The 21,236-nt window shown below is 44.6% G+C and carries 19 protein-coding genes; 11 read left to right on the top strand and 8 right to left on the bottom strand.

Features of this window, described 5'->3' with window-relative positions; genetic code table 11:
* Nucleotides 1-47: 47 nt before the first annotated feature.
* The 3 genes from ACI4L0_RS07955 to ACI4L0_RS07945 all read right to left on the bottom strand — a co-directional run bounded on the left by ACI4L0_RS07955 (nucleotide 48) and on the right by ACI4L0_RS07945 (nucleotide 3,215).
* Complete coding sequence (locus tag ACI4L0_RS07955) at nucleotides 48-893, bottom strand: carbohydrate ABC transporter permease (protein ID WP_439799631.1); 846 nt, start codon at nucleotides 891-893, stop codon at nucleotides 48-50.
* A complete protein-coding gene (locus ACI4L0_RS07950) occupies nucleotides 890-1,738 on the bottom strand; it encodes a carbohydrate ABC transporter permease (protein WP_439799630.1) in 849 nt (282 codons plus the stop codon). Before ACI4L0_RS07950 ends, ACI4L0_RS07955 begins: the two co-directional genes overlap by 4 nt.
* Nucleotides 1,739-1,883: 145 nt before the next feature.
* Nucleotides 1,884-3,215: an ABC transporter substrate-binding protein gene (locus tag ACI4L0_RS07945; RefSeq protein ID WP_439799629.1), complete on the bottom strand. Its 1,332-nt coding sequence runs from the start codon at nucleotides 3,213-3,215 to the stop codon at nucleotides 1,884-1,886.
* Between the two features lie 352 nt (nucleotides 3,216-3,567).
* On the opposite strand from ACI4L0_RS07945, the gene putP reads away from it, so the two are divergent.
* From putP to ACI4L0_RS07925, 4 genes are all read left to right on the top strand, one after another.
* Nucleotides 3,568-5,088 carry a sodium/proline symporter PutP gene (putP, locus tag ACI4L0_RS07940; protein ID WP_439799628.1) on the top strand — a complete coding sequence of 507 codons (1,521 nt, stop codon included), beginning with the start codon at nucleotides 3,568-3,570 and terminating at the stop codon, nucleotides 5,086-5,088.
* A gap of 124 nt (nucleotides 5,089-5,212) precedes the next feature.
* Nucleotides 5,213-6,442, top strand: coding sequence for a dicarboxylate/amino acid:cation symporter (locus ACI4L0_RS07935; protein ID WP_439799627.1), 1,230 nt, complete (start codon nucleotides 5,213-5,215; stop codon nucleotides 6,440-6,442).
* Entirely contained in the window at nucleotides 6,442-7,179 is a 738-nt protein-coding gene (locus tag ACI4L0_RS07930) for an RsmE family RNA methyltransferase (protein WP_439799626.1), read from the top strand. Before ACI4L0_RS07935 ends, ACI4L0_RS07930 begins: the two co-directional genes overlap by 1 nt.
* Nucleotides 7,180-8,364 carry a DUF763 domain-containing protein gene (locus ACI4L0_RS07925; RefSeq protein ID WP_439799625.1) on the top strand — a complete coding sequence of 395 codons (1,185 nt, stop codon included), beginning with the start codon at nucleotides 7,180-7,182 and terminating at the stop codon, nucleotides 8,362-8,364. It begins immediately after the preceding gene.
* Here the strand turns inward: ACI4L0_RS07925 and ACI4L0_RS07920 are convergent.
* The 3 genes from ACI4L0_RS07920 to ACI4L0_RS07910 form a co-directional block, all read right to left on the bottom strand.
* Nucleotides 8,361-9,014 (bottom strand): methionine ABC transporter permease, encoded by a 654-nt coding sequence (locus ACI4L0_RS07920; RefSeq protein ID WP_439799624.1) that lies wholly within the window; start codon nucleotides 9,012-9,014, stop codon nucleotides 8,361-8,363. The genes ACI4L0_RS07925 and ACI4L0_RS07920 overlap by 4 nt on opposite strands.
* A gap of 49 nt (nucleotides 9,015-9,063) precedes the next feature.
* Nucleotides 9,064-10,077, bottom strand: a complete 1,014-nt coding sequence (locus ACI4L0_RS07915; protein WP_439799623.1) for a methionine ABC transporter ATP-binding protein — start codon at nucleotides 10,075-10,077, stop codon at nucleotides 9,064-9,066.
* Nucleotides 10,078-10,234: 157 nt separating this feature from the next.
* Nucleotides 10,235-11,152, bottom strand: coding sequence for an RluA family pseudouridine synthase (locus ACI4L0_RS07910; RefSeq protein WP_439799622.1), 918 nt, complete (start codon nucleotides 11,150-11,152; stop codon nucleotides 10,235-10,237).
* 161 nt (nucleotides 11,153-11,313) lie between these two features.
* On the opposite strand from ACI4L0_RS07910, the gene ACI4L0_RS07905 reads away from it, so the two are divergent.
* From ACI4L0_RS07905 to ACI4L0_RS07875, 7 genes are all read left to right on the top strand, one after another.
* A complete protein-coding gene (locus tag ACI4L0_RS07905; RefSeq protein ID WP_439799621.1) occupies nucleotides 11,314-12,114 on the top strand; it encodes a leucine-rich repeat domain-containing protein in 801 nt (266 codons plus the stop codon).
* A 70-nt stretch (nucleotides 12,115-12,184) separates the two neighbouring features.
* The gene (locus tag ACI4L0_RS07900) at nucleotides 12,185-13,927 is read left to right on the top strand and encodes a flavocytochrome c (RefSeq protein WP_439799620.1); all 1,743 of its coding nucleotides are present in this window, start codon (nucleotides 12,185-12,187) and stop codon (nucleotides 13,925-13,927) included.
* A 203-nt stretch (nucleotides 13,928-14,130) separates the two neighbouring features.
* Complete coding sequence (locus ACI4L0_RS07895) at nucleotides 14,131-14,793, top strand: hypothetical protein (protein WP_439799619.1); 663 nt, start codon at nucleotides 14,131-14,133, stop codon at nucleotides 14,791-14,793.
* A 24-nt stretch (nucleotides 14,794-14,817) separates the two neighbouring features.
* Nucleotides 14,818-15,714 carry a formylglycine-generating enzyme family protein gene (locus ACI4L0_RS07890; protein WP_439799618.1) on the top strand — a complete coding sequence of 299 codons (897 nt, stop codon included), beginning with the start codon at nucleotides 14,818-14,820 and terminating at the stop codon, nucleotides 15,712-15,714.
* Nucleotides 15,715-15,917: 203 nt separating this feature from the next.
* A complete protein-coding gene (locus ACI4L0_RS07885; RefSeq protein WP_439799617.1) occupies nucleotides 15,918-17,279 on the top strand; it encodes a PFL family protein in 1,362 nt (453 codons plus the stop codon).
* 212 nt (nucleotides 17,280-17,491) lie between these two features.
* Nucleotides 17,492-18,400, top strand: a complete 909-nt coding sequence (gene pyrF, locus ACI4L0_RS07880) for an orotidine-5'-phosphate decarboxylase (RefSeq protein ID WP_439799616.1) — start codon at nucleotides 17,492-17,494, stop codon at nucleotides 18,398-18,400.
* A gap of 42 nt (nucleotides 18,401-18,442) precedes the next feature.
* The gene (locus tag ACI4L0_RS07875; protein ID WP_439799615.1) at nucleotides 18,443-20,218 is read left to right on the top strand and encodes a dihydroorotate dehydrogenase; all 1,776 of its coding nucleotides are present in this window, start codon (nucleotides 18,443-18,445) and stop codon (nucleotides 20,216-20,218) included.
* A gap of 72 nt (nucleotides 20,219-20,290) precedes the next feature.
* Here ACI4L0_RS07875 and ACI4L0_RS07870 read toward each other — a convergent pair whose 3' ends face one another.
* Nucleotides 20,291-20,656, bottom strand: a complete 366-nt coding sequence (locus tag ACI4L0_RS07870) for a hypothetical protein (RefSeq protein WP_439799614.1) — start codon at nucleotides 20,654-20,656, stop codon at nucleotides 20,291-20,293.
* A gap of 3 nt (nucleotides 20,657-20,659) precedes the next feature.
* Nucleotides 20,660-21,196, bottom strand: a complete 537-nt coding sequence (gene lspA, locus ACI4L0_RS07865) for a signal peptidase II (protein WP_439799613.1) — start codon at nucleotides 21,194-21,196, stop codon at nucleotides 20,660-20,662.
* Nucleotides 21,197-21,236 lie beyond the last annotated feature (40 nt).

The following is a 21,236-nucleotide window of genomic DNA, read 5'->3' as shown; positions in this document are numbered from 1 at the left end:
ATTGCGTAATTCAAGTAAAGATGCGGCAGAATCAAGCAATACAGCGATCAGCCTTTGACAGCACCGGAAATAACTCCCTTTATAATATACTTCTGAGAAGCAATATAGAAAATAACAATAGGAATTATCGCCAGAACAAGCATCGCCATGAATCCGCCGTAGTCTGTTGAACCATAGGCGCCCTGCATGGCAATCTGAATCGCAACAGGAACAGTCTTGTGGTCAGTGCCGAGAATAAGGTATGGCAAAAGATAATCGTTCCAGACCCACATGGAATTCAGGATTGCAACAGTAATAATTGTCGGCTTCAGGATTGGGAATACAACAAGAAAGAATGTCTGAAGCGGATTGCAGCCGTCAATTTCAGCAGCCTCTTCAATTTCAAGCGGAACAGCCTTTACAAATCCTGTGAACATGAACACAGAAAGTCCTGCGCCGAATCCAAGATATACAAGGACAATTCCAAAAACATTGTCAAAGCTTATTCTGTTCACAATAAAGGTCATTGTGTACATAACCATCTGGAACGGAACAATCATGCTGAAGGCAAAGAGAAAATAAATAGCCTTTGTGAATCTGTTCTTTACACGCACAATAAACCAGGATGCCATTGATGTGCAGACAATTATGACAATAACCGAAGCAATGGAAACCCACACCGAGCGCACAAACGAAATAAAGAAGCCGGAAGACGAAAGACCGTTTATGTAATTTTCAAATCCAACAAAAGTTTCCTCATTCGGCATTGCGAACGGCGCACTAGAAATATAAAGACGAGACTTAAAGGAGTTTAGCAAAACAAGCAAAATCGGAATTAAAAATATAGCCGAAAGCAAGCAAAGAAAAACAAAAGCTATTGTGTTGCTACAGGTCTTCTGCTTTGAAAGTGTCATTGTTCAACCTCCTTCTGGTTTGTAAGTTTAAGCTGAATAAATGCAATAATCGCAACTATAACAAAGAAAACAACAGCCTTAGCCTGTCCTACTCCGTGCCAATGCATATTGCGTCCGTAGAAAGCATTATATATATTCAAAGCGAGCATCTCAGTTGTTTTTTCTGGAGCACCTGCTGTCAATGCCAAGTTCTGGTCAAACATCTTAAATGTGTTTGTAAGCGTAAGGAATGTACAAATTGTAATTGAAGGCATTACCATCGGAATTTTTATCTTGAAAAGGACAGTCATTGAAGAAGCTCCGTCAATCTGAGCAGCTTCAATCAGGTCATTCGGAATATTCTGAAGCCCCGCAATATAGATTACCATCATGTATCCGATAAGCTGCCAGTTTGTAAGAATTACAAGTCCCCAAAATCCGAACTGCGTTTTAAATGTTATATCCATCTGGAAGTGGGAAAGAACTCCGTTTATAAGGAGATTCCATATATATCCCAGAACAATTCCGCCTATAAGATTCGGCATAAAGAAAACCGAGCGGAAAACAGCGACTCCCTTCAGTTCCCTTGTAAGAAGAACCGCAAGAAAAAACGCAAAAACATTTACAGTAATAATTGAAACCAGGGTAAACAGAGAAGTAAATCCCAAAGCGTGGATGAATTCATTGTCAGCGGTAAATGCCTTGATATAATTTTCAATTCCAACCCAGGTAGCATCTGTAACAGTAGGAAAATCCGTGAAAGAAAGCCCGATTCCCATTAGGAACGGAATCATAAAAAACATTGCAAATGCCAACAAAGTAGGCAAAAGAAATATAGGGAAATACCCAGCCAATGGTTTTTTCATTTTTCACCTCTGAAGATCTGAAAAAAAATTCCTGCGGCAAAACCAATTGCATGATAAGCTCCACCGCAGGAACAAGTATATTTTTAACTAAATGAAGGACTTAGAAAATATCACACCGCGGAACCTTTTCAGGCTCCGCAACTGCTTACATATTAGATTCTTTTTCCCATGTAGAAACAACTTCTGCTGAAACATCAGCCCAGCTCTTAGAGCCCTGAGCATATCTAAGCAGAGAAGCTCCGAAGTTGTCCTTGAATGTCTGTGAAGGGAACAATGTGAAGTTCCATGCAACAGAAGTGATTCCAGGCTTGCTCATCCATTTGCTGATTTCAACTGCAAGAGGATCTGTCGGGCGCTCGCTGTCAGAGAATGTGTCAAACGGAGCAATGAATCCAAGCTTGTTTGTTACGTAGTTCTTTCCAAAATCGCTTGAATAGAGCCAGTAAATAAAGTCAGCTGTTGCCTTCTGCTCTGCCGGTGAAGCCTTTGCATTGATACAGTAGAAGTTTTCTGTTCCGATGCACAGACCCTGTGACTCTTCGCCTTCAACACCTGTATAAATTGGAAGGTACTTTACATTTTCCGGAAGAACTTTATTTCCTGTTACACCGGCAACCTGTCCCCATGCCCAGTTTCCGTTCTGAACCATCACGCATTTCTCAAGAGCAAATTCAGCCATAGAGTCAGTAACAGTCTTTGTTCCAACAGCCTTCTTGTCAACAGTTGAATCGTTCAGATAGAGATCAAGAATGTTCTGGAATTCTTTTCCGTACTGGAAGCTGATTTTCTTTGTAGCGTCAGAAGCAAGGTCAACATTGTTGTTCTTGAATTCATAGTAAACCGGAAGGTTTGCAAGGTGTGTCTGCCATCTCCAGTCTTCTCCAGCCTTGAGAGAAGTTGAAGCGAACACGCCGTCGATTCCGAGAGCAGCCGCATTCTTCTGCATGTCATCTGCAACAGCCTTGAGCTTTTCAAAGTTGTTTACTTCTTCCATGCTTGAATAAGGAACAGCCTTTCCTGGAAGAGCAAAGTACTTGTCTGTGAGAGCCTTGTTGTAAATAATTCCGTAGCCTTCTACAACATAAGGAACACCGTATACTCCGTCTCCTGAAGTTACAGCCAAAGACTTGTCAGAAAGATGCTTGTAGATTTCTGTGTTTGAGAGATCTGCGCAGTAAGATTTCCAGTTAGCATATCCGCGCGGTCCGTTAATCTGGAAAAGTGTAGGAGCTTCTTTTGTAGACATTTTTGACATAAGTGTTGACTCATAGGCATTGTTAGCTGCAGTCTCAACAATAACCTTTACACCTGTTTCCTTCTCGTATGCCTCTGCAAGTTCCTGATAAACACCTGCTACTTCTGGCTTGAAATTCAAATAGCGGACAGTAAGCTGTTTTTTTCCACCGCATGAAGCAAGCATAAAAGCTGAAGATGCTGCCATTGCAACTACTGCTGCAACTTTGACAATTTTTTTCATTTTTTCCTCCTAAAAACTAAAAAAAACGCATAAATAACATATATGAAAACGTGGAAACGTTTCCATAATTTCAGTATACACATCCGCAAAATATTGTCAAATTCTTTTTTCTTTTTTTGAATTCCATGAAATAATTTTTATTTTTAAAGAATTTCGTTATATTTTCTATGGAAACGTTCCTATAAATCAGCTCTTTTTTGAGAAGTCTGAATGAAAATTTGAAATGGAAACTTGAAAAAACACACTTCCGTTTCAACATAAAAGCCCTCTGCACGGGATTTTTACAAGCAGCCTTGTTGAAAACATACCATTTATCTACTAAAATAACTCGACATTTTAAATTGGAGTTTTTATGACCGCACAAATGATTGCAAAAATCGCAGCGTTTGCCCTGTACCTCGGATTTATGATTTACATCGGGCTGAAGAACGCAAAACGAAACAACAGCTCGTCCGACTTTTTTCTGGGCGGCAGAAAGGTAGGCCCCTGGGTTACAGCATTGAGCGCAGAGGCATCGGATTCTTCCGCCTGGCTTTTAATGGGACTTCCCGGCCTGTGCTATCTCGGAGGAATAAAGGAAACCTTCTGGACAGCAATCGGACTGATCGCAGGAACATACCTGAACTGGCTGTTTTTGGCAAAGCCTCTGCGCAGATGCACCATAGCATTCGGAGATTCCATAACAATTCCTGAATTTCTTACGAACCGCTTCAAGGATAAAACACACCTTCTTTCGCTTATCTCTGTTCTTTTTATTGTTCTCTTTTTTACTATTTACACCGCATCCGGTTTTGTAGCCTGCGCAAAGCTGTTCAATTCAGTTTTCGGGCTGCCGTACCATGCGGGGCTTGCAATAGGACTGATTGTAATTCTTTCATACACAATAATGGGAGGATATTTTGCGGTCTGCACAACAGACTTTCTGCAGGGAGTTCTTATATTCTCAGCCTTTGTAATCTCATCTGTGTTTGCAATATGCGCGCTCGGAGGCCCTTCTGAGGCATTTGCAAAGGCAGCCGAATTCAGCGGAAAAGCCCTTCAGGGAGAATTCGGGGAAGAAATGCTTACAAAATTCACGGAAAACAAGCATTTCAGCGCAAGCTCCGTGGTTTCTGCGCTCGCATGGGGACTTGGATATTTTGGAATGCCGCATATCATCGTGCGCTTTATGGGAATCCGCTCAGAAGAAGAGCTTACAAAAGCCAGACGGATCGGAACCACATGGATGATTATCTCGTACATAGGAACATTCCTTATCGGAACACTCGGAACAGCATACCTTCTGCCGAAAGTTCTTTCAGGAGCCGCCGCGGAAACTGTCTTCAGCGAAACAATGCTCAAGATGTATCCTGCTTTTATAGCCGGCATTTTCCTGTGCGCGATTCTCGCAGCTTCAATGAGCACTGCGGACAGCCAGCTTCTTTCAGCGGCAAGCGCGGTGAGCAGAGATTTATACAAGGGAATCATCAAGAAAGATGCGGATGAAAAATCTGTGCTGAATATAGGAAGAATTACAGTTCTTGCTATTGCGGCTGTGGCTTTTGTGCTTTCCCTGAACCCAAGCAGCTCAATCTTCGGACTTGTAAGCTATGCATGGGCAGGATTCGGAGCAACGTTCGGCCCGCTTGTCCTGCTTGCACTGTTCTGGCGCGGAATGACAAACAAGGGCGCTATAGCTGGACTTGCAGCCGGCGGAATAACCGTAGTTCTGTGGCACAATATGAGCGGCGGAATTTTCAGCATTTACGAAATTCTTCCCGGCTTTTCCGCGTGCCTCCTGTTTTCTGTGATCGTAAGCCTTCTTGACAAAAACAAGGATCCTGAAATGCTTGCGGAATTTGACAAATACAAGGAAATCTCAAAAAACAAATAAAAAAAGGAAGATTCAAAAAATCTTCCCTGCATTTATTTCATTTTCAAAGCGAGCCTCTGAAACACTGGATACCCGGAGTTTTAGAGGTTCACTTTTTTCTTTAGCCCTGTTATAATCTGTTTCCATGAGAATTTGGCTTAAATATTTAATCGGCATTGCAATCGGACTGGTTTTTGCCCTGTTTCTTTCACCGATGACAGTAAAAGGACAGGCGGTTCTGAATTTTATAGTAGAAATCGCAGTGCGCTTTGGAAGATACTCGCTTCTTCCTGTCATGTTTTTTTCTGTTTCAGTTTCTTTTTTCAAGCTCAGGGACGAAAAGCTTTTGGCATCAACAGCAGCATGGACTTTCGCCGTGATTTTGGCCTCATCATTTGCGCTCATGCTTTTAGGGCTGGTGTCTGCGCTTATCATAAATCTTCCGAGAATTCCAATCACCACAGAAAAGGCCTCTGAAACTGTGATATTTGCATGGCAAACCCTGCTGACAAAGCTTTTTCCGTATTCAGGCTTTGAATCCCTGATTGACGGCGCCTATCTGCTGCCATGCTTTGTTTTTGCGGGACTTGCAGGAGCCGGGGCGGCAAGCGATAAAAACGCCTCAAAGGCAGCTGTGGGAATTTTTGATTCGCTGAGCAAAGTTTTCTATATAGTTCTGAGCTTCTTTATTGAAGTTTTTGCAGTCGGAATGATTGCAGTCATGTGCCGCTGGACACTAGATTTTATTGCGGCTGTGGGAAGCGGAGTCTACAACGGACTTCTTATCATGCTGACCGCAGACCTTTTGCTTGTGGCCTTTGTAATCTACCCTCTGACACTTAGAATTCTCTGCCACGAAATGCATCCCTACCGTGTCCTGTATGCCTCCATCTGTCCTTTTCTGGTTGCATTTTTCAGCGGAGATACAAACCTTGCGCTTGCAACAAGCCTTCGCCACGGAAAGGAAAGCCTTGGAATCAGGCGGAGAGTCAATGCATTTTCATTTCCGCTGTTTGCAATCTTCGGACGCGGAGGGGCAGCACTGGTTCAGGCGGCCGGCTTTGTCCTTATTCTGCGCTCATATTCAAGCCTGGGAATTCCTATGCTGGATGTCATGTGGATTGCAGGAGTTTCATTTGCGCTTTCTTTTGCGCTGGCGGAAATTCCGATGGGCGGTCCATTTGCGGCGATAACTTCAATGTGCCTTCTGTACGGCCGCGGATTTGAATCAGGTTATCTGCTGCTGAAAAACGCTGTTCCCGTTATCTGCGCCTATGCCGCCGGAATCGATGCATTAACCGCAATGTTCGGGAGCTACATAATCGCTGTAAAAACAAAGACAATACACCATCAGGAACTGAGGAAATTTATTTAATGAACATCTGCCTTTTTTCCCCGGAAGAAATTTCATCGCCGCTCAACATCCAGGATGAACGCGCCCAGCATATACTGAAAATTCTGCACAAAAAGGAAGGCGACACCTTTTCATCTGGAATTATCGGGGGCAAGGCAGGAACTTCTGTAATAAAAAAAATAACGGACGAAAACGGCAAAGAAGGAAAACTTTTTTTTGAATTCACGCCGGAATCAGACGGCAAAAAGCTTTATCCGCTGAAAATGATCATAGGCTTTCCGCGGCCCATACAGCTCAAGCGGATTCTGCGAGATCTGGCTTCACTCGGGGTGCAGGAAGTTCATCTTGCAGGCACGGAGCTTGGAGAAAAATCCTATTTGAATTCAGGGCTTGCGGCAAAGGAAAGCGCCCGGAAATTTCTTATGGATGGCAGCACACAGGCAGCTTCCACGCATATTCCAGAACTTTTTATCTATCCGTCGCTCAAAGCCTGCCTTGAGCAAGCCGAATTTGACGGAGAGCTTTTTGCGCTCGACAATGTAAATCCATCGCAAAGCCTCTTTTCCGCGCTGAAAATTCCGCCCGAAAAAGCCACAGCTGCCATCGGAAGCGAACGCGGCTGGACTGATTCAGAAAGAGAACTTTTAAAGCAAAGCGGATTTTCCCTTCTGAGCATGGGAAAGCGGATTCTTCGCACAGAAACAGCTTCAACATCAGCGGCGGCCATCATTCTGAATGCAATGGGAGCAATGGACTAAATGCCGTCTCGGACAGGACACGCTGATCTTCCGCTTCATACAGGCACAGTTCCAATGTGGCTCGCGGACAGAATGAAGGAGCTTGGAACGCTCATTGTGGAATCGCTTTTGATTCAGCAGGGAAAAAAAGAAGTTCTGCGCAGGCTCAGTGATCCACTGTGGTTTCAGTCTTTCGGCGCAGTTCTGGGAATGGACTGGCATTCTTCGGGAATCACTACAAGCGTAATGTATGCGCTCAAGCGCGGAATAAATCCACGTGCCAGGGAATTCGGGCTGTGCATCTGCGGCGGCAGGGGAAAATACTCCCGGAAAACGCCGGAAGAGCTTATGTACCTAAGCGATGCAACGGGTCTCGACGGAAACATGCTTGTAAACGCAAGCCGGCTCACTGCAAAAGTTGACGGAGCCGCTGTTCAGGACGGATTCCAGCTTTATCAGCATAACTTTATTCTAAGCGACCAGGGTGACTGGGCGGTTGTCCAGCAGGGAATGAACACACAGACAAAAACAGCCCGCCGCTACCACTGGTGTTCCCAAAACCTGACTTCGTTTGTGCAGGAGCCTCATTCCGGGGTAACAGGAGAAAACAAAGGTGAAATTCTGAACCTGACCGACTCCAAGGCTGATGGCGCACGGAATTCAATACTTTCAATTTCAAGGGAACACCCGGACAGAATTATAAAGGAAATAAAATCTGTTCTTGCACAGGACGAAAGAAGCATATCGCTTCCCTTTCACCATAATGTAACTGAAAAAGACGTAGACCTGAAGCGCCTTGGAGCAGTGCTTGCCACAGCCTATGAAGCGCCGCCTGAAAATTTCGAGTCGCTCCTGCTGACACCGGGGCTCGGGCCAAGAACACTTCAATCACTGACACTGATAAGCGAAGTCATAAACGGAACACCCAGCAGATTTAAAGACCCTGCAAGATTCAGTTTCGCCCACGGCGGAAAGGACGGACATCCCTTTCCTGTTCCGCTCAAAATCTACGACGAAAGCATAAGGATTCTTGGAGATGCCATAGAAAAATCAAAGCTCGGCTACAGCGACAAAAGCAAGTGCATAAACAGGCTTCATGCCACAGCACTTCAAATAGAAAAAAACTGCGAGCCGGAAGCAGACTTTGAAAAAACAATCCGCCGCGAAAGAGAAAATTCAGCCTTCTGGGGAGGCAAAACCGTCTAGCGGCGGCTGATTATTTTGTTCACAAGAAATGTTCCTACAAACTGAACCAGCTCCACAAGAACAAGAATAACAATGACCGCGGCAAAAGTAACATCAGTGCGAAATCTCTGATAGCCATAGCGTATTGCAAGATCGCCAAGTCCGCCTGCGCCAATAGTTCCAGCCATTGCAGAATATCCGATCAGATTTATAACAGTGAGCGTAATTCCTGAAATAATAGAAGGAAACGCCTCTGGAATAACAACCTTGCATATAATCTGCCAGTCTGTAGAGCCCATAGCCCGAGCCGCCTGAATCATTCCCGGATCAACCTCGCTCAGCGCAGTTTCAATAATACGGGCAACAAAAGGCGCCGCAGCGATGCTTAGAGGAATAATAGCAGCCTCCGTTCCAATTCTTGTTCCCAGTATAAGCTTGGAAAGCGGAAAAAGAATAATCATCAGTATGATAAACGGAAACGAGCGCAGAACATTTACTATTCTGCTCAAAATCCGGTTCAGCACCGGCCGCGGAGAAATTCCGCCAGGATTTGTAACATAAAGCAGCCCGCCGACAGGAAAGCCAAGCACAAGAGAAATCACAGTTGAAAAGAAAACCATCTCCAGTGTCTGAAGCGATGCCTCCCGTACTAAAATAAGAATCTGGCTCATTTTCTTCCTCCTGATAAAAAACTATAAAACCCGGGCTTATCAGCCGCCGCTATGACTGCGAAATGTCCTCAACGATAATTCCCTGTTCCTTTAAAAATGAAAGGGCTTTCTGAATCTCTGTTTTGCTGCCGGAAAAATCAACAAGCATAGTTCCAAAGTCCTCGCTTTCTATATGCTGAATTCCTCCGGCCCGAATGTTGAATTCAACATCGAATTTTTTTGCAAGAGTGCTCATCACAGGATTTCCCGTTTTTTCTCCCCTGAAATGAAGCACAAACTGTCCGCCTTCATCAGACCAGCGCACAAGCCTGCTTTTTGAATTCCATGACATGCCGCGCACAAATTCCCTTGTGACTTCTGATTTCGGGCAGTTAAAAATATCCTTGACTTTGCCCTGCTCTACAATTCTTCCGGCGTCCACCACAGCAACCTGCTCACAGGCATCGCGGACAACCTCCATCTGGTGCGTAATCATAACAACAGTCAAGCCTATTTTTTTCTGAATATCACGAATCAAGTTTAAAATAGAAATTGTAGTCTGCGGATCCAGCGCGCTTGTGGCCTCGTCGCAGAAAAGAACATCAGGATCTGTTGCAAGAGCACGGGCAATCGCAATCCGCTGTTTTTGTCCGCCCGACAATGCGCTTACAGGAGAATCCGCCTTGTCCTCAAGCCCAACAAGAGCAAGCATTTCCTCCACCCGGGATTTTATAAAGCTGCTTGAAGCCCCGCAAATTTCAAGGGGATAGGCAATATTTCTAGCCGCAGATCTTGATGTAAAAAGATTGAAATTCTGGAATATCATGCCGATTTTTCTACGGCGCAGAATCAATTCATGATTTGTTAAATTGTCAACCCTCTTGTCGCCATAAAAAACCTGACCTTCATCCGGCTTTTCAAGAAGACTTATCAGGCGCACAAGGCTGCTTTTTCCAGCGCCGCTTCTTCCGATTATTCCAAAAATATTTTTTTCAGGAATTTCAAGCGAAATCCCGTTCACCGCAGTGACAATTCCCGATGGCCCGGAATATGTCTTCTTTAGATTATCAAGTTTTATCTGCATACCAAAATAATAGTGAAATTCAAGCCTTGCTACAAGAAGTTTTTTCTATAAATACAACAAGGTTTTTTATCGTTTTAATAATATTCCTGCGATTTGAGGCTTTACCCTAGCAAACTAACGGTCGTTGAAAAATAATAAACGTTAGTTTGCTGTTTTTTTATCTTATTCCGCTTTTTCCACGGGAAATAAAATCCATTTTCCTTGCCTGTTTTCTTAGAGAATGTCCAGAACCCTTTATATTTTCCACTCTTGCATTGTAGACATCTATGCTCTTTTTTTCTTCTGCCCATACAGGCGGCACAGGATGCGGATCACCCTTTTGAACATACTCTGCCCAGTTTTCAGGCTCAGGAATTTCAAACCGGAGCTTTTCTCCTGTTGCAGGATGCACAAAGGCCAGTGTTCTTGCATGAAGCGCAAGCCGGTGAAAGGGGTCAGTTCTGGCCCTGTAATTTTCATCTCCTGCAAGCGGATAATGCTTTGAGGCCAGATGCGCCCTTATCTGGTTCTTTTTCCCTGTATCCAGTGACAGCTCAAACAAAGTATGTGTTCTGCCCCTGAGAATCACAGTAAAATTCGTTCTCGCCTCGCAAATTTCAACACTGCTGTCAATTTTTTTAGGAACATAACCCTGGTGGCAGGCATTTTTTGCAAGCGGCTCATCTATAAGCCCTGAATCAGGCAGCTCAGGATGATGTCTGCGTGGATTTTCGGCAACTGCGCGGTAAAGCCGTTCTGTAACCATAGTTTTCCAGGCGGACATTATTTTCTTCTGTACCCTTTCATTCAGGGCAAACATCATCACTCCGCTTGTATCACGGTCAAGCCTGTGAACAACAAAAGGACGGTGGTTCTCGGCAAAAGTACCGTTTTTACGCATAATCTTTTCAAGAAGCTCCACAGCAGTGCGCGCTTTGCTTCCGGGATAAGGAACAGAAAGTAAGCCGGAATCCTTGTTCACAACAACAATATCCTTGTCCTCGTAGAGAATTTCAATTTTCTCCTTGCCGTAGTCAGGCTTGTGTTCCCGCTTGTAGCGTGTGCTGGCCTTTACATAATGCAGTGTTTCTTTCATGCTGAAATAATATCGATAATGCAGACAAAGTTCAAACAATTCCTTCAAACAAGAAAAATCATTAGACAACTAAAAGCAAGAATGATAGTATTACAGTAAAGCCCTGAAAAATTCCAGGAATTTCCACAGGGCAACAAACTAAAAATTACGGAGCTGCAAAAATGGATTTTTCTTTGATGGATGTTGAAATTCCAAGCGGAACAACAGAAATAACGGAAACAACTTTTCACAATCACCGAATGGTTTCTTCAATAAAAATTCCTGACAGTGTCCTTATTATAGGCGAAAACGCCTTTGCTGACTGTGTAAACTTAAAAACAATAGAGCTTCCGGCAAACCTCATGGCAATCGGAAAAAGAGCCTTCTACAACTGCATCTCGCTTGAATCAATAGACATTCCCCAGAACATAACAACCATTGAGGAACAGACATTTGAAGGCTGCGAGGAAATCCAGTCAATAGTTCTGCATGAAAACATAAAATCAATAAACGACCGCGCCTTTGCAAACTGCACGGGAATAAAGAATTTCGTGTTCCCGGACAACCTCATATCATGTGCAAAAACAGCCTTTCCGAACAGCATGAAATATCTGCCTATCAACAAGAACTACAGATACGAAAACGGAATGATGATAAACACGCACAACTGCATGCTCCTGTTCTACAGCGGCGAAAGAAAAAACGTGTCCATTCCATCAGACGTAAAGGGAATCGGAAGAAGAGCCTTTTATAAAACAGACATGGAGTCAATAAGAATTCCAGAAGGCGTAACAAGCATAAGCGAGGAAGCCTTTGCAGAGTGCGGACAGAACGCAAAAGTCGTACTCCCTGAATCCGTGGACTATATTGAAAGCAACGCGTTCGGAGCCTCTGTAAAAATCCTGTGCAAAAAAGCGTCTTACGCGGAAAACTGGTGCAGAAACAATTCAGGCTTTGTCCAGCTTGCTGACGAGGAATTCTAAAGAAACAGCCTGTTCCAACCTGTGTTTTTACGCTATATTTTAACCGGCAATATAATTTCCGGAGGAATATATGAAACGCAAAAACACACGAAACTCACTGGCGGCAGCGGCATTTCTGCTTGCATCAGGAATCTCAATAGCGGCCCTGTCAGTCAATGCAAAAAAGCAGATGCTGCCCGATGGAATATTTTCAGGCAAGTCAGAAGGACGGAACGGAACAATCGCAGTTTCGTTTTCAGTTGAAAATGGAAAAATCACAGCGGCAAAAGTAACCGAGGAACAGGAAACCGACTATGCAAAGGCCGCTATAAATTCAATTCTTGAGCAGTTTTCAGCTGAAGGAAAAACAGACGGCATAGACATTGTATCAGGGGCAACCATAACCTCAAAGGCAACTATTTCCGCCCTGAAAAATGCAGTGAATTCCGCGCGCGGAAAAAAATCCGCACAAAATGCGCAGCCTGTGTCCGACACTTCATGCGATATTCTGGTTATCGGAGCCGGAGGCGCAGGACTTTCAGCGGCGGCAGAAGCAGCATCAAAGGGAGCCAGCGTAATCGTTCTTGAAAAAGAAGGAAATGTGGGCGGCAACACCATAGCCGCAACAGGAGGCCTCAACGCAAGCGAAACTTCCGTGCAGAAAAAGCTTGGAATTCAGGATACAAACGAACAGTTCTTTGAGGACACAATGAAAGGCGGACACTACAAGAACGACCCTTCACTTGTGCGCAATCTAACTGAAAAATCCGCTGAAACAGTTGACTGGCTTATTTCCCTTGGCGCAGATCTGACTGACGTGGGAAAAATGGCAGGCTCCACAAACAGGCGCACACACCGTCCGCAGGGAGGAAGCGCGGTAGGCTCCAATATCATTCCGGTTCTAGAAAAAGCCGCTCTGGCATCAGGAGCTGAAATCCGCTGCTCAAGCAAAGTCATAGACCTGCTCAGTAAAGACGGAAGACCCACAGGCGCTGTGGTTCAGACAGACAGCGGCGAATACATCGTAAACGCAAAATCCATAATTATCGCAACGGGAGGCTTCGGCGCAAACCCGAAAATGGTTTCTTCCTACAAGCCGGAATTTGAAGGATTCGGAACAACAAATCACAAGGGAGCCACAGGAGATGCATTTTCTTGGGTGCAGAAATTCAACGTTCAGCTTACACAGATGGACGAAATTCAAACCCACCCTACCGTCGTTCCAGGCAACGGCACAATGATTACCGAGGCTGTGCGCGGAAACGGAGCAATTCTTGTAAACCGCAGCGGAAAAAGATTCTGCACTGAAATGGCAACAAGAGACGAAATGTCAAAGGCAATCCTCAGCCAGAAGGGCGGCACAGCGTTCCTTGTGTTCGACCAGGAAGTCCGCGGATCTTTAAAGGCTATCGAAACCTACATAAAAAACGGCCTGATTACACAGGGAGAAACCGCGGCGGAACTCGCAGAAAAGCTTGAAATTCCTGCGGATGAATTTGAAAAAACTCTGTCAGAATACGCCTCGATTCAAAAATCCGGCAAAGATCCCCTCGGACGCAAGCCCACAGAAATGCCGTGCGCCCTTGAAAATCCGCCTTATTATGCAGTTGAAGTCGGCCCCGCGGTTCACCACACCATGGGAGGACTCACAATAAACACAAAAGCCCAGGTAATAGACAACGAAGGAAATCCTGTTCCGGGACTCTTTGCGGCAGGCGAAGTAACAGGCGGAATACACGGATCGAACAGGCTCGGCGGAAATGCTGTTGCGGATATCTGTATCTACGGAAAAATCGCAGCGGAAAGCGCGCTTGAAGAAATCACGGAAAAATAATCCAGTAGAACCTCAGAAAATTCAATTTCAATGATTTTTTTAGAGGTTCCCTCAACAATAATGGTTATCTCTAAAAATTGCAATTTTTAGAGATAACTTTGAAAAGGCGATGTTTTAAGTCGTGCTATTACAACGACTTAAAACTCGCAGACACTCTCTATAGATGCGCTTTATTTTTTTGCAGATATCCTTATAATATGCACATGAAAATAAAAATTTGTACCGTCCTTTCATTTTTAATATTCTTTCTTTCTGCCGGGTTTGCAAAAGAAAATCCTGGCAGCAGGAAAACTGCGGAAAAAAGTGCTTCCAACCAGATACTCTCAGATGCGGTTTCACATCTTGATTTTTCTGCCTATTATGTTTCAGCTTTTCCATTCGGCGACATGGAAGACTATTCAAAAAGCGCCGCTGGAGCTGGTGTCGGAGTCGAATGTGAAATTCTGCGCGGCATTGTCCAAAATGCAAAAATCGGCATTCTTTTTAATTTTGACTATCTGTATTATTTTCCAGTGCGAGAAGAAGTTGAAAACCTTGATATGTACAACCTGCTGTGGGGAATCTGGTACCGCTGGCAGCTTCCGCAGGATATAAGCATACAGGCAGATGCCGGAGCCGGAATTTCCATATCCAGGCTGAAAGTTCTTACAGCAAGCTCAGGAGTAATTGACGATGTGTACTACGATTTTCTTGCAAGAGGCGCTTTGAGCGTAAGAAAAGCTTTCGTCAAAACGGAACATCTTACAGTTTCTCTTGATACCGGAGCGCGCTTTTCCTATCAGCAGGAAGAAAGCAGGAATTTCTTTTCAGCAGGGCCGAAAATAGGCTTTGTATTTAATTTCATGCCGGATGCTGTGAAAAAATGAAACACAATTACCCCCCCCCTGTTTATGAAAACCCTTGTTTCCACATTCATTCTGACCGCAGCACTTTTTGTCACATCGTGCAGAGACATGCTTCACGACCTTGAAGATTCAATAGGAACAGAAACCCACGTTATTGACAGCCTTAAAATGATCTGCATTCTTGAGGAAGAAACAACATTCCCGGAAAACTGCTGGATTGAAACACGTGATCACGATAATCCCAGCACTACCAACCTTAAAGGCACGCTTCTTGCTCCGTACAGAATAAACTATGTCGAAACAACGTATACGCTGTGGCATGAAGTGTACAAGTGGGCTTTAGGACACGGCTATTCCTTTGAAAATCCGGGGCGTGAAGGAAGCAACACAAGCGAATCTCCGACAGCAGGAAAATACAAGCCGGTAACAAGCATAGCGCACGCAGACTGCATCGTGTGGTGCAATGCGCTTTCCAGAATGAAAGGGCTGCGCCCGGTCTACTATTCCGACGAGGCACTAGAAACGGAGATAAAGTCGCTTTCAGATTCAGATGCAGTTTCCGGCATACACGTGGACAAAAGCTCAGATGGCTACAGACTTCCAACTACCGCCGAATGGGAATATGCGGCATACGGCGCATACAAAGATAAAAACCAGTATAACCGTTCATTTAAATACAGCGGAAGCGACACTCTTGAAGAAGTCGCCGTTGTGGGAGATGCTTCCGAAGCATGCGCCTCCAGAAAAGCGAATGGACTTGGAATTTATGACATGACAGGAAATGTAAGCGAAATTTGCTTCATCAAGAATGCGCTCGGCGGACATTATTCAAACGATGACGCAAACCTAAAGCTTCCGTCAAACAATTTATATATAATCTGCCGGAGCTATCCGACAATGTTCGGCTTCAGGATTGCGCAGAGCATAAACGGCTCTAATTAAGGCTGTGCTGAAAAAATTCAGTTTTCCGGGCAAATCAGGCCGTGCGCCGATAATTGCAATATTCAGTGCAATAAAGTAGAATAAAACCCGCTGGCATTTTCAAAAATCGTCGCAGACAACTTTTAGAGAATGTCCTATTTATGGTAATGCTGAATAAGCCGTATCCGGATTGTCCAGTGTTTCCTTAGAATTTTGAGGAATGTATGATTTTTTCACCTGTAGAAATTGAAGAAACAGTAAACATGTTCATGCGCCAGAAGCTTGATATCCGATGCATCACGATGGGAATTTCGCTTCTAGACTGCGCAGATTCAGACGCAAAAAAAGCCAACAAAAAAATTTATGACAAAATCATGCGCTATGCAGGAAATCTTGTGCGCGTAGGTCAGGACATAGAAAAGGAATACGGAGTTCCGATCATCAATAAAAGAATTTCCGTAACACCGATTGCGCTTGTTGCAGGAGCCAGCGGAGAAAAATCCTACGTTGAATACTGCCGAACCCTCGACAAATGCGCCCGGGAATTAGGCGTGAATTTCATCGGCGGATTCAGCGCGCTTGTGCAGAAGGGAATTACCCCTGCTGACAGAATTCTTATTGATTCAATTCCAGAAGCCCTTGCAGAAACCAGTTTTGTGTGCTCAAGCGTGAATGTCGGAACCACAAAAAACGGAATAAACATGGATGCTGTAAAGCTCATGGGCGAAACCATAAAAAAGACGGCTGAAGTTTCACGCAACTGCGAAGTCAACGGCTGCGCCAAGCTTGTAGTCTTTACAAATGCGCCGGAAGACAACCCCTTTATGGCAGGAGCATTCCACGGACCGGGAGAAGGAGATGCCGTAATCAATGTAGGCGTTTCAGGTCCCGGAGTAATCCTCGCCGCCGCACGTGAATACAAGGGCCGCCCTATCAATGAACTGGCCGACGGAATCAAAAAGATGGCATTTAAAATCACACGCATGGGTCAGATGGTCGGAACTGAAGCCGCCGCACGCCTGGGTGTAAACTTTGGAATTCTGGATCTTTCCCTTGCACCGACTCCGGAAGTGGGAGACAGCGTTGCCCGCATTCTTGAAGAAATTGGACTTGAGGGAGCTGGTGCGCCTGGAACAACCGCCGCGCTTGCCATGTTAACCGACATGGTGAAAAAAGGAGGCGTAATGGCTTCTACAAATGTAGGCGGATTAAGCGGCGCATTTATTCCAGTAAGCGAAGATGAAGGAATGATAAATGCCGTAAAACAGCACTCCATCACTCTTGAAAAACTTGAAGCAATGACCTGCGTATGTTCTGTGGGCCTCGACATGATTGCAATCCCCGGCGACACACCGGCAACCACAATCAGCGGAATTATGGCAGACGAAATGGCAATCGGAATGGTCAATAACAAGACAACCGCTGTCCGGCTTATTCCTGCTCCTGGAAAAAAGGCGGGTGAATGGGTGGAATTCGGAGGACTTCTTGGAGGCTGCCCTGTCATCGACGTGAATTCCTTCAGCTGTGCGGATTTTATAAACCGCGGCGGAAGAATTCCAGCACCGATTCATTCATTCAGAAACTAGCCTAGCCGGCACCCTGAAAGCGCATGCTTCATTTTCCACACACCGCACCCTCGCTATTCCACTGTCTGTGGATAAGCCATTCCGCAGGGTGCAGAACTGTCGTTCTGGTGCCTGTGGATGGCAGGCAGATTACGTAACATATACATATCAGGGGGCTGACTAAATATATAAAGGATTTTACAGATTTACTATAAAAGTGCTATAATGAACGCATGAAACACAATATGCAAATTTTACAGGAACTGGCCGTCCAAAACGGACCTCTTTGCGTTGGACTGGACACAGATCCGTCCTACATTCCCGCCAATTTGGTTGATCAGTCTTCACCAGCCCAGGCAGTGCTTGAATACAACAAGCTGCTAATAGAACGAATCAAGCATGACAAAAGCGCCTGCTGCTTTAAAGTCCAGATTGCCTATTATGAAGCAATGGGAATTGAAGGTCTTAAAGTTTATGCTAAAACTCTGAAGCTGGCAAAGGAATCAGGGCTGATTTGCATTTCCGATATAAAACGCGGAGACATTGCAGCCACGGCATCAGCGTATGCAAGGGCGCATTTTTCCGGCGACTTTGAATCAGACATAATAACAATAAATCCATACATGGGCTTTGACACACTGAAGCCCTTTACAGAATTCTGCGCATCCAAGGGAAAAGGCGTTTTCGTTCTGCTGAGAACAAGCAACCCCGGAATGACAGACATTGAGCAAAAGGAACTGAAGCAGGGAGGACGCGTTCTTGATGAAGTTGGAAAAGAACTTGAATCAATAAGATCCCAGATGGAAAAAATTTATCCAGAGCAAACCTGTAGCCCGGTAGGCGCAGTTGTAGGATGCACAGAAGAAAGCGATGCAATTTCCCTGCGGCAGGCATATAAAAATATTTTCTTTTTGATTCCAGGATACGGCGCACAGGGGGGAGCCGCAAGTATCTGCGCAACCTTGCTGAAAAATGCAGGCGGAACTGTGAATTCTTCCCGCGGAATTTTATGCGCATGGAAAAAAGATTCTGATTGTATCCAAAAACAGCAAAGCGGAAAAGCGCTTTCATTTGATGACTTAGTCGAAGCCGCCGCAAAAGCTGCCATAGCATCAAAAATCGAATTAACTAACTTTAGTTAGTATTGCAAAAACAAACTACCGATAGTTTTTAAGGAAATAACAATGGATAAGCCTGAAATTGACAAAGACGGAAACGGCATTCTTTTTTCAGGGAAGACCCTGATTACAGAATCAAAAATGATTCGCCCGGACATATTTTTTCTGGAAACAGAAATTCATCTTGAGCGAAAAACCCAAGTTTCCCCTTTGCCAGGACAGTTCTACCTGATAAAACCAGTTCAAAGCACTGTGCAGTTCGCCCGCCCGATAAGCGTTTTTCATTCAGAACGAATATCCGACACTGTTTTAAGGGTTCAGTTTTTAATTCTAAAAAAAGGAACGGGGACAGCTGAAATCTGTAACCTTTTAACAGGGTCAGAACTGGAGCTGACAGGGCCGCTGGGAAACACATTTGATAAATCAGAAGGAAAAATCTGTATCTGCGGCGGAGGAATCGGAGTTGCACCCGTAGCCAATTTTGCTTCCTCCCTGCCAGAAAAAACCTATGACTTTTATGCAAGCTTCAAAACCGGAAGCTATGGTCTGGAAAATATCCGCCCTGACAAACTTGTCATAACTACAGATGACGGCTCAGAAGGCATTCACGGAATGATAACAGCCGCGCTCACAACTGACACCATAAAAGCGCAGGGATACAGCACAATTTATGCATGCGGACCATCTCCAATGCTCGCTTATATACAGAAAATCGCAAAGGAAGCCGGCGTAAAATGCTTTTTGAGCATAGAAAAGAAAATGCTCTGCGGAGTCGGAGCCTGTCTCGGATGCACAATACGCACAAAAGAAGGAAACCGCCGCGTATGCAAAGACGGTCCTGTCTTTAATGCAGATATTCTGGAATTTGAAAAACCGGATTTTGCACGCAGAGAGCCGCTTGCAGAAACAATGGAGCCGGACTTGAGCGTTGAAATCGCAAAACTGAAATTCAAGAATCCTGTTATAGCAGCCAGCGGAACATTCGGATTCGGCCAGAATTACAGGGGATTTTTTGACGTATCGGCGCTGGGCGGCATCTGCTCAAAGGGTCTTACTCTGAATCCACGTGAAGGAAATTCGGGAGACCGGATAATCGAAGTGCCTTCCGGCGACATAAATTCAATAGGCCTTGAAAACCCCGGAGTTCCGCATTTTATACAGAATGAACTTCCCGAGATGCTGAAGCTTGACACCATTTCAATAGCAAACCTCGCAGGACACGATCTGGACTCCTATGTGAAGGGTGCAGAGCTTCTGGACAAAACATCTGTACCTGCAATCGAACTGAATATAAGCTGCCCGAATGTAAAAGCCGGCGGAATGGCATGGGGAATAAATCCTGAAGCCGCAGCTGCCTGTGTAAGCGCAGTCAGAAAAGCAACTTCAAAGCCCCTGATTGTAAAGCTTTCCCCGAATGCCCCTGATTTAGTTTCCGTGGCTCTTTCCTGCATAGAAGCCGGAGCAGATGCGCTCAGCCTTATAAATACAATACAGGCTGTTGCCATCGATATTGAAAAATGCCGCCCTGTGTTTGACAATATAAAAGCGGGTCTGTGCGGACCGACGGTAAAGCCCATTGCGCTCCGAATGGTCTATGATGTCGCAAAGGCAGTTCGCTCCCTTCCGCAGGAAAAACAGATTCCTATAATCGGGCTTGGCGGAATTGAAAAATGGCAGGATGCAGTGGAATTCATAATGGCAGGAGCTTCCGCTGTTCAAGTGGGAACTGCAACATTCTCAAACCCAAAGGCAATGGTGCAGATAATCGAAGGCCTGAAAACTTTCATGCGCTCCCACGGCTACAAAAAAATAGAAGAATTCCGCGGAGCCGCACTGTTATAGACATAAAAAATGCCCTTGAAGCCATAAGCTCCAGGGGCATTTTGAAAATACTGTTAAAGTTGCCTGAGATTCCTATTCTCTCCATTTTTCGTCTTCCTGAATTTCCTTTACAGAATCAGGGAGAACTGTTTTATTTGCCAGGTCGGAATTCTCAGGGGAATCGCCGCCTTTTTTTGCGCGCACACCAAATTTTTCATAAAGCGAATATTTTTTTATAATTTTCGTGGTGATTTTTGAATACAGAAAAAAACTCAGCACAAAGCCGATTGTAAAACAGCCAAAAACAGCATTCGCATAGGCTTCAATTCCTGCATGGAATACGAATTTCAAAAGAAGAAAGCAAACTCCAAAAAGCGCGCCAATGGAAAACAACGTAAACAAAATGCTCGCAGCGCTGGAAATCAACACATATAAAAGATAAAAAACTTTTCTGTTCATCACCTACTCCTTTCCACCGCCTGATTTAGACTGAAGAAGAAAAGCCACAAAAAACACGGCTCCAAAAACAACAACCGCACTGTCCGCAATGTTAAACGTAGGCCATCTTTCCATTCCAAATAGACCGAAAAAATAGCAATCTATAAAATCAACAACACCTTCCGGACGGAAAAAACGGTCGATAAGATTTCCTATTCCGCCGCCGAGAACTCCGCATATAGCCCAGCGCTGGATTTTTGTAAATTCGTTGTTTCTAAAATAAATCACATAAACTGCAATAACAACAAGCAGCGGAAGGAGCGCAAAAAGAAATCCGCGCAGAGTGTCAGAAAGCCCTGAGCCCATGCTGAAGGCAATCGCATTGTTGCGCACATGGACAAGCCGAAGATATTTTCCGAAAACCTCAATCACAGCGTCATCTGAAAAAATTGAAAGGCGGGGAATATTTTTTACAACAATGCATTTCGTTATCTGATCCAGCAAAACAACCGCAAGGCTCAGTGAAAGCGGCAAAATTTTTTCTTTTGTGATTTTATTCATGAGAATATTATAGTTAAAAGCCGCAGATATTACAACATCG

It is taken from the genome of Treponema sp. (assembly GCF_051883275.1).
Taxonomy (GTDB): Bacteria; Spirochaetota; Spirochaetia; order Treponematales; family Treponemataceae; genus Treponema_D.
Note: the sequence above shows the minus strand (reverse complement) of the source record. Positions and strands in the feature narration are given on the sequence as shown.

Coding starts and splice junctions, on each gene's coding strand:
- ACI4L0_RS07955 (WP_439799631.1), bottom strand. CDS start 893: ATGACACTTTCAAAGCAGAAGACCTGTAGCAACACAATAGCTTTTGTT.
- ACI4L0_RS07950 (WP_439799630.1), bottom strand. CDS start 1,738: ATGAAAAAACCATTGGCTGGGTATTTCCCTATATTTCTTTTGCCTACT.
- ACI4L0_RS07945 (WP_439799629.1), bottom strand. CDS start 3,215: ATGAAAAAAATTGTCAAAGTTGCAGCAGTAGTTGCAATGGCAGCATCT.
- putP (WP_439799628.1), top strand. CDS start 3,568: ATGACCGCACAAATGATTGCAAAAATCGCAGCGTTTGCCCTGTACCTC.
- ACI4L0_RS07935 (WP_439799627.1), top strand. CDS start 5,213: ATGAGAATTTGGCTTAAATATTTAATCGGCATTGCAATCGGACTGGTT.
- ACI4L0_RS07930 (WP_439799626.1), top strand. CDS start 6,442: ATGAACATCTGCCTTTTTTCCCCGGAAGAAATTTCATCGCCGCTCAAC.
- ACI4L0_RS07925 (WP_439799625.1), top strand. CDS start 7,180: ATGCCGTCTCGGACAGGACACGCTGATCTTCCGCTTCATACAGGCACA.
- ACI4L0_RS07920 (WP_439799624.1), bottom strand. CDS start 9,014: ATGAGCCAGATTCTTATTTTAGTACGGGAGGCATCGCTTCAGACACTG.
- ACI4L0_RS07915 (WP_439799623.1), bottom strand. CDS start 10,077: ATGCAGATAAAACTTGATAATCTAAAGAAGACATATTCCGGGCCATCG.
- ACI4L0_RS07910 (WP_439799622.1), bottom strand. CDS start 11,152: ATGAAAGAAACACTGCATTATGTAAAGGCCAGCACACGCTACAAGCGG.
- ACI4L0_RS07905 (WP_439799621.1), top strand. CDS start 11,314: ATGGATTTTTCTTTGATGGATGTTGAAATTCCAAGCGGAACAACAGAA.
- ACI4L0_RS07900 (WP_439799620.1), top strand. CDS start 12,185: ATGAAACGCAAAAACACACGAAACTCACTGGCGGCAGCGGCATTTCTG.
- ACI4L0_RS07895 (WP_439799619.1), top strand. CDS start 14,131: ATGAAAATAAAAATTTGTACCGTCCTTTCATTTTTAATATTCTTTCTT.
- ACI4L0_RS07890 (WP_439799618.1), top strand. CDS start 14,818: ATGAAAACCCTTGTTTCCACATTCATTCTGACCGCAGCACTTTTTGTC.
- ACI4L0_RS07885 (WP_439799617.1), top strand. CDS start 15,918: ATGATTTTTTCACCTGTAGAAATTGAAGAAACAGTAAACATGTTCATG.
- pyrF (WP_439799616.1), top strand. CDS start 17,492: ATGAAACACAATATGCAAATTTTACAGGAACTGGCCGTCCAAAACGGA.
- ACI4L0_RS07875 (WP_439799615.1), top strand. CDS start 18,443: ATGGATAAGCCTGAAATTGACAAAGACGGAAACGGCATTCTTTTTTCA.
- ACI4L0_RS07870 (WP_439799614.1), bottom strand. CDS start 20,656: ATGAACAGAAAAGTTTTTTATCTTTTATATGTGTTGATTTCCAGCGCT.
- lspA (WP_439799613.1), bottom strand. CDS start 21,196: ATGAATAAAATCACAAAAGAAAAAATTTTGCCGCTTTCACTGAGCCTT.